Source organism: Parabacteroides distasonis ATCC 8503, from assembly GCF_000012845.1.
GTDB lineage: Bacteria > Bacteroidota > Bacteroidia > Bacteroidales > Tannerellaceae > Parabacteroides > Parabacteroides distasonis.
The window spans coordinates 1,609,209-1,622,970 of the sequence record NC_009615.1 but is presented as its reverse complement, the minus strand read 5'-3'; the positions used below and the strand labels follow the sequence as shown (position 1 = coordinate 1,622,970).

General features: G+C 46.7%; 13 protein-coding genes. 1 reads left to right on the top strand and 12 read right to left on the bottom strand.

Translation table 11 applies throughout. From position 1 onward, the window contains the following. Window positions 1–94 precede the first annotated feature (94 nt). Window positions 95–1,963 carry a PAS domain-containing sensor histidine kinase gene (locus tag BDI_RS06975; RefSeq protein ID WP_011966432.1) on the top strand — a complete coding sequence of 623 codons (1,869 nt, stop codon included), beginning with the start codon at window positions 95–97 and terminating at the stop codon, window positions 1,961–1,963. Between the two features lie 2 nt (window positions 1,964–1,965). Here the strand turns inward: BDI_RS06975 and BDI_RS06970 are convergent, their stop codons facing one another. From BDI_RS06970 to BDI_RS06930, 12 genes are all read right to left on the bottom strand, one after another. Further along, entirely contained in the window at window positions 1,966–2,790 is an 825-nt protein-coding gene (locus BDI_RS06970) for a transporter substrate-binding domain-containing protein (RefSeq protein WP_005856312.1), read from the bottom strand. A gap of 9 nt (window positions 2,791–2,799) precedes the next feature. Beyond that, on the bottom strand, window positions 2,800–4,881 hold the full coding sequence (locus BDI_RS06965) for a putative porin (RefSeq protein ID WP_010182819.1): 2,082 nt from the start codon (window positions 4,879–4,881) through the stop codon (window positions 2,800–2,802). Between the two features lie 104 nt (window positions 4,882–4,985). Further along, complete coding sequence (locus tag BDI_RS06960) at window positions 4,986–5,528, bottom strand: 2-oxoacid:acceptor oxidoreductase family protein (RefSeq protein WP_005856316.1); 543 nt, start codon at window positions 5,526–5,528, stop codon at window positions 4,986–4,988. Window positions 5,529–5,546: 18 nt separating this feature from the next. Continuing rightward, window positions 5,547–6,311 (bottom strand): thiamine pyrophosphate-dependent enzyme, encoded by a 765-nt coding sequence (locus BDI_RS06955; protein WP_005856318.1) that lies wholly within the window; start codon window positions 6,309–6,311, stop codon window positions 5,547–5,549. Window positions 6,312–6,323: 12 nt separating this feature from the next. Further along, complete coding sequence (locus BDI_RS21015; protein WP_172580096.1) at window positions 6,324–6,494, bottom strand: hypothetical protein; 171 nt, start codon at window positions 6,492–6,494, stop codon at window positions 6,324–6,326. 5 nt (window positions 6,495–6,499) lie between these two features. Continuing rightward, window positions 6,500–7,579, bottom strand: coding sequence for a 3-methyl-2-oxobutanoate dehydrogenase subunit VorB (locus BDI_RS06950; RefSeq protein ID WP_005856322.1), 1,080 nt, complete (start codon window positions 7,577–7,579; stop codon window positions 6,500–6,502). A gap of 14 nt (window positions 7,580–7,593) precedes the next feature. Continuing rightward, the gene (locus BDI_RS20180; RefSeq protein ID WP_005856324.1) at window positions 7,594–7,821 is read right to left on the bottom strand and encodes a 4Fe-4S dicluster domain-containing protein; all 228 of its coding nucleotides are present in this window, start codon (window positions 7,819–7,821) and stop codon (window positions 7,594–7,596) included. A 65-nt stretch (window positions 7,822–7,886) separates the two neighbouring features. Then, a complete protein-coding gene (locus BDI_RS20175) occupies window positions 7,887–7,952 on the bottom strand; it encodes a hypothetical protein (protein WP_232044565.1) in 66 nt (21 codons plus the stop codon). Window positions 7,953–8,162: 210 nt separating this feature from the next. Further along, window positions 8,163–9,080: a DUF368 domain-containing protein gene (locus tag BDI_RS06945; RefSeq protein WP_005856327.1), complete on the bottom strand. Its 918-nt coding sequence runs from the start codon at window positions 9,078–9,080 to the stop codon at window positions 8,163–8,165. 17 nt (window positions 9,081–9,097) lie between these two features. Beyond that, complete coding sequence (locus BDI_RS06940) at window positions 9,098–10,555, bottom strand: tetratricopeptide repeat protein (protein WP_011966431.1); 1,458 nt, start codon at window positions 10,553–10,555, stop codon at window positions 9,098–9,100. A 10-nt stretch (window positions 10,556–10,565) separates the two neighbouring features. Continuing rightward, window positions 10,566–12,305, bottom strand: coding sequence for a glutamine--tRNA ligase/YqeY domain fusion protein (locus BDI_RS06935; protein ID WP_008778287.1), 1,740 nt, complete (start codon window positions 12,303–12,305; stop codon window positions 10,566–10,568). 52 nt (window positions 12,306–12,357) lie between these two features. Further along, on the bottom strand, window positions 12,358–13,611 hold the full coding sequence (locus tag BDI_RS06930) for an Nramp family divalent metal transporter (RefSeq protein ID WP_008780456.1): 1,254 nt from the start codon (window positions 13,609–13,611) through the stop codon (window positions 12,358–12,360). Window positions 13,612–13,762: the final 151 nt, after the last annotated feature.

The window sequence follows — 13,762 nt, the reverse complement described above, 5'->3', positions numbered from 1 at the left end:
AAATATTATGCAATAGGTAGGTTTCTCTTTGGTGATAAATAGAAAAATAAATACCTTTATCCCCGAGTTATACCCCAAAAACGAAAGAATTAATATGAATAGTCTAGAAAGCGGAAGTAACGTTCAGTCTGGATTAGAGATGATCATGGAGAAGAGTCCCGATACGATCGTATTAGTAGATCGAAATCTTACTCTTGTCAAGGTTATTTCTGCAAAAGACGATTATTATCATTATTTAGCGAATAACTGTATCGGAAAGCAACCTCAAGCGTTGTTCCCGGACGGGAAGAACTACGATCAATATGAGATCTATAGAGCTGCGGTTAAACGTGTTTTCGAGGAGCAAGTGAAAGTGGATTTCTCTTTTGAGGTCTCTTTTGAGGGAAAGAACTATTATTATCTATCGCAAGCAAGCCTTTTTAATGAGGAGCTTGTGATCGTTTATACACGCAATGTATCTTCTCTGAAAACAGAAAAAAATCTACAAGAACTGATCAATACGATATTAGATCGGTTACCGTTGGGTGTTTTCGTGAAAGATGGGGATAACCATTTTAATTACCTGTATTGGAATCATTTTATGGAGGAAATAACGGGTATTGAAACCCGGGAGATCGAGGGACATGATGATTTCGAGGTGAATTATAATGCCTTGATGACCGCCGAGGAGCGTCTGGAAACCGATATGAATGTGATCAAGACAGGACTGACCGCTAGATTTAAGGGCAAGGTAAAATCGGCCTCCGGCGATTACCGGGATATAGAGGTCGCTAAATATCCTATTTCCCTAAATAATGGCAAGCCGCTTGTCTTGGCTTTATGGAGAGATATAACTTCCGAGTTGGCTACGGAGAATACTTTGAGAAGAACCCGGATCTTGACGAAAATGGCATTGCGGATAAGTGATATACGTACATGCTCGATCTTCATCGATCCGGACAGTACCCATAATTTCAAGGATTCCGTTGTGACCTTGAACGATTGGAATACCATGTCGGAAGATATGATAGAGGTGTCATGGGGGCAGTTTATCAGCCGGGCGCATCCGGATGATCAAGAACATTATCATAATATGTTTACCCGTCTTTGCCGAGGGGAAATCTCTGAGGCAAGGATCGAGGCACGTATGCTATTTCCCGGCAAGAAGGAATATGTTTGGAGAGAGGTATTCGCTACCGTGTATGAACGGGACGATAAAGGAAGACCTTCGGTTATCCTTGGATGTTCAACGAATATTCAGGAACGGAAGAATCAAGAATTAAGCCTTGAGGAGGCGAAGGTGAAGGCTGAGGCCGCTGATAAGATGAAATCGAAATATCTGGCGGATATGAGCCATGAGATCCGCACTCCTTTGAATGCGATTACCGGTTTCTCTGAATTGATGGCTTTTGCTGATACGGATGAGGAACGTATGTCGTACTACGATGTGATCAAGATGAATAACCAATTGTTGATGCAATTGATCAATGACATCTTGGATATCTCGAAGATCGAGGCGGATGCGATAAAGATCACATATGAGCAATTAGATGTCAGTGAATTGATGGATACGATTTATGCTTCCGCCAAGTTACGGGTTCCGGGAGGAGTCAAGTTGGTTTTGGAGAAAGAGGCTGACCACCATATGTTCGGTACGGATAGCATGCGTCTGTTGCAGTTGATTAATAATTTGGTGAACAACGCTATCAAGAACACGAAAGAAGGTAGCATCACGATGGGATATACCATTCAACCGGATGATCAATTACGTTTTTACGTAAGGGATACGGGAATCGGCATCGATAAGGAAAAATTGAAAGATGTCTTCGACCGTTTCGTGAAAATAAACGACTATATGGAAGGAATCGGATTAGGACTGGCTATCTGCAAAGGATTGGTTGTGAAGATGGGAGGTTCGATACATGTTACGTCTGAATTAGGGGTGGGTTCGGAGTTCTCCTTTATTTTGCCGTCTCATGAATAGCCCTATTTGTAATAGCGCTTATAAATCTGGTCGTATAATCCACTGTCTTTGATTTGCTGGAGCCAACTATTTAGGCTATCCAGTAGGACAGGAGAGTCTTTACGGACCGCCCACGATTGCAATTGGGTAAAACTGACATCCGTTAGGATATCGACTTCCGGCAGTTTTTTCTGGGTCATGCGGGCGATTTGTTGGTCGCATACGGCATAATCGATATCGCCTTTGGCTACCATGATCATAAGCTGCTCGGTAGAATATAACTCATCTTCCACCACGTAGATCGTATCGCCTATCTCGTGTCCCAGATTTTGCAGACGCAATAAGGCCGGGGAATCTTTCGGTATGTATAAAGTCTTTTGGGCTAAATCCAATTGGTTACGGATAGGGGCTTGTCCGTTGTTCGCCTCTGCCGTACGTTGTACCAAGACTTGCTTGTTGAGAACGATCGGTTCGGTGAACAGGTAGTTTTCCCGCATCTCGGAGGTGATGGGTATGTTTCTTGCGATTACGTCGCATTTGTTGTCCGATAATTCCTCGAAGCTTTTCGCTAAACTCATTTCCAAATGCGTCTGAACCTCCAATCCGGATAATTTAGCGATCGCTTGGCTAAGCTCGTATTGAAAACCTTGCACCGTATCGCCGGATACGAAATATCCGGATTGATTGTACTCGGTTATCATCCGAAGAATTCCTTCTTCCTTGATTTCCGGATAATCACGAGGTCCGATCTCTTGGGGACGTTGGTTAAGTCTCCAAAGCTGTACCATTGTCACTACAGCGACAATCAGTAGAAAAGCGTATAGGATAAGCAACTTCTTAGATCTCATGGCAATCGATTAATTATTGAAAGTCACGGAGATACCCATTTTCAAGACCATCGGGTCCAACGGATAATGCGCAAGAGAGAAGTAATTCGGGTCAACGAACTTAGAGCCTAGATTGTATGCCATGATGAAGAAGCGAGCTTGCTTCAAATGGAAATTCGCATAAGCGTTGATCAACGGATAATTACCGACCTTCACTTTCTTGTCTTCTTCCTGTACTTGGAACTGCTGGGTAGCCGGCTCGTAATAAGGAGCGTAATAAGCGGTGTTGTAGTATACGTTCGCGCCAATCTGTACGGTTAATACTTTCGCCAACTTAAACGCTAGATATATATTCGAGTATGCGCTGATATCCGGCAACGGAAGTTGAGACTTCTCGCTAGAAAGCTGATAGGCCACCTCATTCTCCCATCCGAACGCACGATACATGATATCTTGCTTGATACGGGCTGAGACAACTTGGATGTTCTTACTGCTTTGCTCCGGCAAACCTTTGCCGTTGAAGAATACATAATTCTGGATACTTTCCACTCCTCCGGATAACTGGGTACGGGTGGATTCCAAGTTGATTTTCGCTCCGGCGTAAATCCTTTGCACATTTTTCAATGATAGATCCCACCAATAGTAACGCCCATGATGGTGACGTTGGTAGAACGCCGGGGTGATGTTCTTGATGTATCCTTCCGCCTTGATCGTAGCGTCTTTCTTAAAAAGTTTGAATTTTGTTTGCAGGTCTCCGCTCACTCGGACCTCTCCGGCGTCACTTCCCGCAAGTCCTAATTCTCCACGGACATTGTAGGTAAGAAGGCTACCACGGCGTTTGGATAATTCGCCGCCGATGTAGGTAGTAAACTCATCATATACTTCGGAAGTAGGGAAATTTAATGTGCTTGGCTCAGAGCTTCCACGACCATCCGGACCGTAGTCCAGTCCGGGAACTTGGGATGCCAATCTAAACCGGCGTTTCTCGAAAGTAACGAAGGCGGTCAGCCCGAACTTAGCCCAATCTTGGAAACCTTCCCGCAAGGCCAACGCAAAGGTATTCTTTAAATTCCAAGAGGAAGTCTGGTCATTCAAAGATGCGTCCATACCATAAAGATGAGTGTAGCAGGTATCGATCCCGGCATCATTAGAGATAAAGCGTCTGCGGTTATCTTCGTAATCGATGGTATGGATGATACTGGAAACCGGAATGAATACCTCTTTTACGTTCCCTTCCTCATCGGTTTCTTCCAATTCCTTAGTAAAACCGAGATTGTATCTCTGTGTCAGGAAATATTGTTTTCCACGGACACGGTTCCATGTGTCCGTGTAACGGACAGGGTATGATTTACTATCGATATTTCTTTGATTCTCGGCCAAGTCATCGGGATTCGTGATATACTGGTCATTTGTAAGTCCACCGTTCTCGTAGTTTACGAAATTGAAATTACTTAAATAAGCGTTTAACTCGTAACGGTCGGTGATATAACTTCCGAAAAAACGATAACTTAATAATTTATTACCGTTGGAGTTATAATATCCGCGGCTATAGATATAATCCATCTCGCCACCGACATTGATCTTTTTGCCAAAGTTCATGGTCAATACCCCTTTCAGTCGGTCCATCTTATTCTGGCTGGCTCCTCCTGTCGTATAAGTCACTTGGGTATAGGGTACTTTGGTATCGTAGAAATAAGCGTTTGTTGGGGTCGTGATATAATAATCATAGGCATCGGCGAAGATGAAATCACGTTCCTCCTTACGTTCGTTAAAAATACGGGTTTGCGCCGGCGATCCCACATTCGCCAGATAACCTACGGCCAATGAGTTCGCTTCCACCAACGTACTATTCCCGAAATTTAATCGATTGGTATCCATAGGAGCGATATAACGTTCTCCCAAAAGAGGCGTGAGCCGATAACCGATGATTCGTTTTGATTTCAGCGCCGCGCTATCTGTTTGCAGCAAGCTATCCGGTATTTCCTTGTTTGAGGATGATAAATTAGATAACGAGAATCCACCTCGTCCTCCCCGGCTCCCGGAACGTCCTTGCGCATGCGCGGAAGCCGCCGTTCCTATCAGAAAAAGTAATATGTATAGATAATACTTCATGGGTTGCAAAGATATAACAAAAAATAATGTGCCAATTATAAAATATGCCAATATGCCAATCAGAAAACTTAATTGGCATATCGGCACATCAATGAATGAGCTTCTTATATTTTCTGTATAATCTCCATTCCTTTCTTAATGGCAGCCTCGTTCATCGGCAACAAATGATGGTGACGCTCGGGCAAGGATTTCTTCAATCCTAGCATGACGTTCTCCAATTGAACCATCGGGACGATATTAAGCAACCCGCCTAAGATCAACATATTGAATGCCTTCTCGTTCTTCATCTCGGTAGCGGCGTCCATGGCATCTACCCGATATACGTTAATATCCGTACGTTTCGCTGGCGTATGGATGCCATAACCATCGTAAATCAAGATACCGCCCGGTTTCACCTTGCTCTCGAACTTATCCATGGAAGGTTGGTTCAAGATAATAGCGATATCATATTCATTCAATACGGGTGAGCTGATACGCTCGTCGCTCAAGATAACGGTTACGTTGGCCGTACCGCCACGTTGCTCAGGTCCGTATGAAGGCATCCAGCTAACCTCCTTGCCTTCCATCAAACCGGAATAGGCCAAGATCTTACCCATAGACAATACACCTTGTCCACCGAAGCCTGCTATAATTATTTCTTGTTTCATTGTCGTTTACCGTATTACTTATTCAACATTCTTTAAGTCGCCCAGCGGGTAGAAGGGGAACATGTTCGCTTCCATCCATTTATTGGCTTTTTCCGGAGTCATCTTCCAGCCGGATGAGCAAGTGGAGACGAACTCTACCACAGAAGTACCCTTACCGGCCATAGCGTTCTCGAAAGCCTTACGAAGCATCTTCTTCGCTTTCCGTACGGCTGCGGCCGTCTGTACGCTTTGGCGTGTTACCAAGCAAGTTCCTTCCAATTGGGCTAATAAATCACCGATCTTCAGCGGGTAACCGTTCAAGGCGATGTTGCGTCCGTAAGGACAGGTAGCCGTGGGCATACCTTCCAGTGTAGTCGGAGCCATCTGTCCGCCGGTCATACCATAGATCGCGTTATTTACGAATACGATCACGATATTCTCGCCACGGTTGGCTGCATGAATCGTCTCGGCCGTACCGATAGCCGCCAAGTCACCATCTCCTTGATACGTGAATACCATCTTCTCCGGATTCAAGCGTTTAACAGCAGAAGCTATGGCTGGCGCACGTCCGTGGGCTGCCTCGATCCAATCGATATCCAAGTAGTTATATGCGAATACGGCACATCCCACGGGGGAGATACCGATTGTCTTATCTTCCAGACCCATATCGGCTATAACCTCGGCGATTAACTTATGTATCACACCGTGGCTGCAACCGGGGCAGTAGTGCATGGGATTTTCATTCATCAATCTGGGCTTTTCATACACCAGATTTTCCGGTTTAATTATATCGTTGAGTTCCATAATCTTTAATTATTAATGTATATATCTTAAGACATATTGCACCAGCCGCAATACGATCGCCGCCCCGCCACAATACAAGAATACGGCCTTATCGCTAACAGCGAAGTAACATACCACGGCAGCTATGGCCAGTAGCATAAAAAACAGCGTCAATATCTCGTCAGCTTTACTTCCTCGTGTCATACGGATCAGAATAATTTTTCCTTCAGCGCGTTCAATACCTCATCCGGGGTGAATACGATTCCACCCAATCGGCCAAAGTGCTCTACCTTCACCTTACCATTTACGGCTAGGCGAACGTCCTCTACCATCTGTCCGGCGTTCAACTCAACCGATAACATACCTTTTACCTTATCCGCATAAGCGGCGATCACTTTTGTCGGGAACGGCCATAACGTGATCGGGCGTAACAAGCCAAGCTTGATACCTTCCGCACGGGCGATCTCGACTACCTTCTGGCAAATACGGGCGGAAGAACCGAACGCGATCAATAGATAATCAGCGTCCTCACATTGGAACTCCTCGTAACGAACCTCGTTTTCCTCGATCTTGCGATATTTCGCTTGGAAACGGATATTGTTCTCTTCCATCTTCGCCGGGTCTAGCTCCAAGGAAGTGATGACGTTACCTTTGCGTCCGCCCTTCTTTCCTTGTACGGCCCAAGGACATTGAGCGATAATCTCTTCCTCGGTACGGCGGGGTTGATAGGGAGGCAATACCACCTTCTCCATCATCTGTCCGATGATACCGTCCGCCAAGATAATAGCGGGGTTATTGTATTTGAAAGCCAGATCAAAACCAAGACCGACGAAATCAGCCATCTCCTGTACGGAAGATGGAGCCAAGGTTATCAAGCGATAATCGCCATGACCACCGCCTTTCACGGTCTGGAAATAATCAGCCTGACTCGGCTGGATCGTTCCTAATCCGGGACCGCCACGCATAACGTTCACGATCAGACAAGGAAGCTCCGCTCCCGCGATATAAGAAATACCTTCTTGTTTCAAGCTCACGCCCGGACTGGAAGAAGAGGTCATCACTTTCTTTCCAGTGCCAGCTCCGCCGTATACCATATTAATAGCGGCTACCTCGCTCTCCGCTTGTAAGACTACCATGCCGGTCTTTTCCCACGGCATCTCTGCCATAAGGGTTTCCAATATCTCCGACTGCGGAGTGATCGGATAGCCGAAGTAACCGTCCACGCCATAGCGGATAGCCGCATGGGCGATGGCCTCGTTACCCTTCATTAATTTTATATCTTCTGCCATATCTTGATATAACTTTATATTTTTACTTTGTAGATCGTTAGACAACCGTCCGGACAAACTAACCCGCAACTAGCGCAACCGATACATGCGTCCGGGTTCTTCATGTACACATAGTGATACCCCTTGTTGTTTACTTCTCGTGGGTGCAACTCCAGTACATCCGACGGGCAGGCTACTACACAAAGGTTACATCCCTTGCAGCGCTCTGTGTTTACAACAACAGCTCCTTTTATTTTCGCCATAATACTTGTTTATTTAAAATCTAAATGTAACACATTTCTATTGAGGCATCAAAGTTAGTAAAAAATTACTCGTTGCCAAGATTATAACGTTTCATTTTGTTGAATAGCGTCTTTCTACTGATATTTAACACCTCGGCGACTAGGGTACGGTTATAGTTACTTTTGATACTTCTTTATCACTTTATTGGTATAGAGAGGATTTCGCTTATTGGAAAAGTACGATGTGCGATGATAAAATGTAGGCAAATAAGAATGGGCATCGTAAGCTCTTTACAATGCCCATTCTTACCATCTTATAATGGGCATTGTAATCTCCTTATAATGCCCATTGTAATATTGGGTTACGCCTTAGCGCTTTTTTGTGAGAGCTTTTCTAGGAAATATACGATCCCGAAACCTAAGATCATCAATCCGACGGCCTCCCAAACAAACTGATTCGGAGCGATATTCGCCTCAACCAACGGCTTGGTCATGCCATGGCTATCCACATAGGTCTCGATCGTTTCTTTCCAAGGCCATACCTTGTTAAGCGAACCCAACATGAATCCGGCCAATACGGCGATCGTTATATCATGGAATTTACGAAGGGCGAATGACAACACGCGGGAGAACGTCGTGATACCAATAGCCGCACCCCCTATAAACACCAACATAACGGGAACGTTAAACGTCTTGACCGCCTCCATGATATAGAAGTATTTTCCGAGCAACACTAAGATAAAGCTACCCGAGATACCCGGCAAGATCATGGCGCAAATAGCGATCGCCCCACAGAGGAAGATAAAGAGTAAATTACTCGGAGTCTCGGCGGGAGTCGCCACGGTGATATAAAAAGCGATCATCGCCCCGACAACGAAACTCAAGATCGTCTTCCAGTTCCATTGCTTGATATCCTTAGAGACGAACCAAGTAGAGGCCAGCACCAAGCCAAAGAAAAAAGACCATACCAAGATCGGGTGATACACCAAGAGATACGTAATGATCTTCGCCAGCGAGAATATGCTGATACCGATACCGGCCACGATAGAAAGCAAGAAATTAGCGTTGATCCCTTTCCAGAAGGCCGCTATTTTCCCCGTGAATAATTGTTTCAATGTCGTCCCGTTAATACTTTTGATAGAGTCGATCAGTTCCTCGTAGATACCTACGATAAAGGCGATCGTTCCTCCCGACACACCGGGAACGACATCCGCCGCTCCCATACCCATACCTTTTAATACTAAAAAACCGTAGTCCTTGAGATTTCGTTTGTTAGGCATATTACATTATTAATTGTCTAATTACTGTTATCTTTATTCTTTAAAAACTCTTTTACCAGATCCTCGGGTTGGATATGTTTCTTCTCTTTATCGGGATCGATGGTAAAGTCAGCGAACATGTCCGATCCAAATTTGCGAAACAAGCGGAAAAGATCATCTTCGGATATTTGGCTGACATGATCTGTGAAATTCTCCAGATCCTTGTTATGCAGATAAGCCATAGCCAAATGGATATGAATCAGCGGGGTCTTCGGGTTGATTTGAAGGACTTTCTTGTAATAAGAGATCGCCTTGTCTACCTCTCCCTTAGAAAGCAAATATTCCCCGGCATGAATCAAGCTGTTGCATTCCTCTTGAGTTTCCGGATCGATACTATTGCTATCGATGATCTTGAATATCTTATTCGTAATTTCGATAGCCTCCTCCTTTTTCCCGCTATCAAGCAAGCAAAGCGCTAAAAGAGAAAGGAGACGGACATTGTTCGGATACAATTGCGCCGCCTTGAATAACTTGTTGGAAGCCTCGTTGTCACGTCCGGTCTCGGTACAACAACGGATATAATTGATATAATTGGTCGGCCCATCCTCCATATCCGGATCGTTTATGATCGTGGAAAGCAGTTGGTAAGCCTTCTCATATTGCTCCAGCTTCATATAACATTCCGCCATGAGTGGAGAGATACGGCGCATCACCTCCTCATCACCCTCGATTTCTTGATATTCCTCGATCGCCTTCTCATAGCTCTCGTTCATATACAGGCAGTACGCTTTCAATATTTTCAGTTCCGTATCGGAATCATCACACGTCAAGGCGAAGTCGAAAGCCTCGATCGCTTTCTCGTAATCGCCAACCATGGAATGTAGCCTTCCCAACGTAAACCAATACTCGTATGAGAAAGGATTCTTATCGATTAGCTCATTACATAACTTGATCGCCCGGGGAACGTCTCCTTCCGTCTCGAGGATGTAGCAAAGCTCATTCTTAAGGATCAAGTTATCCGGAAATAAAGCCAAGCCACGGTCCACGAAATCGCGGGCCTCTTTGTTCATGTCTAAATCATTCAGGATGGGGGAGATGTACTCGAAGACTTCCTCCAAATAGTCACAATCCCTAGTGATCAACTCTTCCGTGATCTCCAGAACCTTGGGATATTGGTTGAGCGAGCAATAGCATTCCATTTTTAACATATCCAGATCTTGGTTATCAGTCTCCGCTATATTCTCGAGCAGAGCGAGAGCGCTCTCATAATCCTCGTTATACGCGAATTGCCTGCCTTTCTTGATTTGCAAGGCGGAATTACCGGGATGAAGCTTTAGCCCGAGGGCTAAGACTTCATCAAAGTAAGTATAATCGTTCGAATCTTCAAAGCTGTCCAACATTTCATCGATTTGATCAGCGTCGAAATAAGGCTCCTTACCCTCTTCCTTCGCTGAAAGATAATGTTGTAACAAGCGTGAGATATCGTCTTTTTTCATTTACTATTCTTTATTTATTAATCTTGCTCCACGTGTCTTTTAGCCCTACGGTACGGTTGAATACCAAGTTGTCGGGGGTGGATTCGCTATCTATGTTGAAATAGCCGATACGCTGGAATTGAAGGTAGGAAAGCTTGGGCAAGGTAGCCACGAACTTCTCTACGTAACAGTTTTTCCGGATCTCCAAGGAGTTCGGGTTGATGATTTCCTTCATGGCCTCTAGCGGGGAGCAATTCTTCTCCTCCCGGATAGCGGCCAATTCGTCTCTGGGGTTCTCCACCTTCCAAAGGCGGTCGTATAAGCGTACTTCCGCTTTTTGGCAATGGGCGCAGCTTACCCAGTGCAAGGTACCTTTTACTTTACGGTTAGCGTCCGGCATACCGCTACGGGTATTCGGATCGTATTCGCAATATACCTCGGTAATCTCACCGTTCTCGTCTTTCTTGCAGCCCGTACATTTTACGATATAGGCGTTCTTCAGACGAACTTCCTGTCCCGGTGTCATCCGGAAATATTTCTTGGGAGCGTCTTCCATGAAATCCTCACGTTCCATCCACAACTCACGGCTGAACTCGATCGTATGGCTGCCGGCTTCCGGATCTTCCGGGTTGTTGATCGCTTCCAGCTCCTCCACCTGTCCTTCCGGATAGTTGGTGATAATCAGTTTCACCGGATTGATCACGGCGGATACACGGATGGCGCGGGCATTCAGATCCTCGCGTACGGCGCTTTCCAGCAAGGCGAACTCGTTCAGGGCGTCGTAAGTCGTATAACCGATCTTGTCGATGAACTTACGGATAGACTCCGGAGAGTAACCCCGGCGGCGGAAACCGCAGATGGTCGGCATACGGGGATCATCCCAGCCGTTTACCAAGTTCTCTTTTACCAATGTAAGCAGGTTACGCTTGCTCATCAGCGTGTAGCTTAGGTTCAATTTGTTGAACTCAGTCTGTCGGGGGCGGTTGTCGTTCAAGTCCTCGCCTTCCTTTAGCCAATCGATAAACAAATCATACAGAGGACGGTGTACGACAAACTCCAAGGTACACAAGGAATGCGTCACGCCCTCGAAGAAATCGCTCTGTCCGTGGGCGAAGTCGTACATCGGATACGCTTTCCACGTCGTACCCGTACGATGGTGCGGATGGTTAACCACCCGATAGATGATCGGATCGCGGAAGTGCATGTTCGGGTTTGCCATGTCTATCTTCGCGCGAAGTACCATGGCACCTTCCGCTATCTCACCCGTGTTCATCTTCTTGAAGAGAGCTAGGCTTTCCTCGATCGGACGGTTGCGATACGGGCTCTCGATGCCCGGTTGTGTAGGCGTGCCCTTTTGCTGGGCTATTTGTTCGGATGTCTGCTCGTCAATATATGCTTTACCTTCCTCGATGAGGCGGATCGCGAAATCCCACAATTGCTGGAAGTAGTCGGACGCGTAATAAATATTTCCCCACTGATATCCCAGCCATTGGATATCCTCCTTGATCGCCTCCACGTATTCCTCATCCTCCTTCGTCGGGTTCGTGTCGTCGAAACGGAGGTTGCAGATACCGCCATGGCGTTCAGCGATGCCGAAATCTAGGCAAATGGCCTTCGCGTGGCCGATGTGAAGGTATCCGTTGGGCTCGGGCGGGAAACGGGTTTGTACACGTCCTCCGTTCTTGCCTTCCGCTAAATCTTTCTCTACGGCTGCCTCAATGAAATTCAGGTTCTTCTTGCCTTCTTCTTCGTTTGTATTGATATCGCTCATACTTAAAAATTGATAGTTTTTCTTCGAATGGGGCAAAGGTAGCGATTTCTTTTTAAAATAGGCTGATGAGCAGGGCTATATTTAGGACGGTTACCATCGTTCCCAACAGCAAGAGGATGATGGTCGTAGAGCGGCTGTTCGCGTAGACACCCATGACCTTCTTGCTGGAAGTGAGGTACACTTGCGTGAAGACCGTGATCGGCAATTGCACGCTCAACAACATCTGCGACAGGATCAATCCCTTGAACGGATCGCCGATCAGGAATATGATGGCCAAGGCGGGGACGAACGATAGCAGGACTCCCAGCTTTGAGTGGAGGTCGGTATGATTGTACGCCTCGCCATAGAATCCGGCGAAGATGGAAGCCCCGGCGATACCGGATGTGATGGTCGAGGAGATACCCGCCAGTAATAGGGCGGCGGCGAAAATCACCCCGGCGTTGTTTCCTACGAGGGGTACCAATAACTGTTGCGCTTGGTCCAGCTCGTCTACGGCGATGTTTTGCTTGAAGAAGGTAGAGGCGGCCAAGATGATCATCGCCGAGTTGATCGCCCAGCCGATCACCATGGACAGGAGCGTGTCGTAGAACTCGTACTTCAGTTGTTTCTTGATGACCGACTCGTCCTCTAGGTTCCATTCCCGGCTCTGTATCACCTCCGAGTGCAGGAACAGGTTGTGAGGCATCACGACGGCTCCCAGTACGCTCATGATGATCAGCATGGAGTTCTCGGGGAAGGTGGGTTTCACCCAGCCTACCACGGCCTGCCCCCAGTCTACGTCGACCAACGCCAGCTCGTATAGGAACGAGAGCCCGATAATGGACACGAACGTGATGATCCAGCGTTCGGTCTTGCTGTATGTATTACTGAATAGCATGGCGAGGCATACGATGGTGACGATCACCGCTCCCGCCTTGATCGGCATACCGAACAGCATCCGGAGGGCGATGGCTCCACCGAGTATCTCGGCGAGGGAGGTGGATACGCTGGCGAGCATGGCCGATCCTAGGATCGGGCGGCTTAGCACGCGCGGCATGTATTTGTTGGTCGCCTCCGAGAGGCAGAGGCCGGTCACGATACCGAGGTGGGCCACGTTGTGCTGGATAATGATCAGCATGACGGACGAGAAGGTGACGACCCACAGGAGGGCGTAGCCGAACTCGGAGCCTGCCGCGAGATTCGTCGCCCAGTTTCCGGGATCGATAAAGCCTACGGTGACAAGTAATCCGGGGCCGATATATTTTAGCAAATCCAATGCCCCGGAGCGGGGGCGGTGGTTGATCTTCAGTTTGTCTAGTAAGTTCATGTTTGTATAGATACTTTTAAATTAAAAAACAGCGTAAAGATACGAATAGTTTCGTTGTTACCCAACGGTGGCCGGAAATACGTTCGTACGGCCGATGGCGGGTATCCGTACGGCTGTCCTCTTGTAGCTGCCCGGCTGTCCGTCCGTATCC

Bases quoted from the DNA above. Each gene is read 5' to 3' on its own strand.
- BDI_RS06975 (WP_011966432.1), top strand. From the start codon at position 95: ATGAATAGTCTAGAAAGCGGAAGTAACGTTCAGTCTGGATTAGAGATG.
- BDI_RS06970 (WP_005856312.1), bottom strand. From the start codon at position 2,790: ATGAGATCTAAGAAGTTGCTTATCCTATACGCTTTTCTACTGATTGTC.
- BDI_RS06965 (WP_010182819.1), bottom strand. From the start codon at position 4,881: ATGAAGTATTATCTATACATATTACTTTTTCTGATAGGAACGGCGGCT.
- BDI_RS06960 (WP_005856316.1), bottom strand. From the start codon at position 5,528: ATGAAACAAGAAATAATTATAGCAGGCTTCGGTGGACAAGGTGTATTG.
- BDI_RS06955 (WP_005856318.1), bottom strand. From the start codon at position 6,311: ATGGAACTCAACGATATAATTAAACCGGAAAATCTGGTGTATGAAAAG.
- BDI_RS21015 (WP_172580096.1), bottom strand. From the start codon at position 6,494: ATGACACGAGGAAGTAAAGCTGACGAGATATTGACGCTGTTTTTTATG.
- BDI_RS06950 (WP_005856322.1), bottom strand. From the start codon at position 7,579: ATGGCAGAAGATATAAAATTAATGAAGGGTAACGAGGCCATCGCCCAT.
- BDI_RS20180 (WP_005856324.1), bottom strand. From the start codon at position 7,821: ATGGCGAAAATAAAAGGAGCTGTTGTTGTAAACACAGAGCGCTGCAAG.
- BDI_RS06945 (WP_005856327.1), bottom strand. From the start codon at position 9,080: ATGCCTAACAAACGAAATCTCAAGGACTACGGTTTTTTAGTATTAAAA.
- BDI_RS06940 (WP_011966431.1), bottom strand. From the start codon at position 10,555: ATGAAAAAAGACGATATCTCACGCTTGTTACAACATTATCTTTCAGCG.
- BDI_RS06935 (WP_008778287.1), bottom strand. From the start codon at position 12,305: ATGAGCGATATCAATACAAACGAAGAAGAAGGCAAGAAGAACCTGAAT.
- BDI_RS06930 (WP_008780456.1), bottom strand. From the start codon at position 13,611: ATGAACTTACTAGACAAACTGAAGATCAACCACCGCCCCCGCTCCGGG.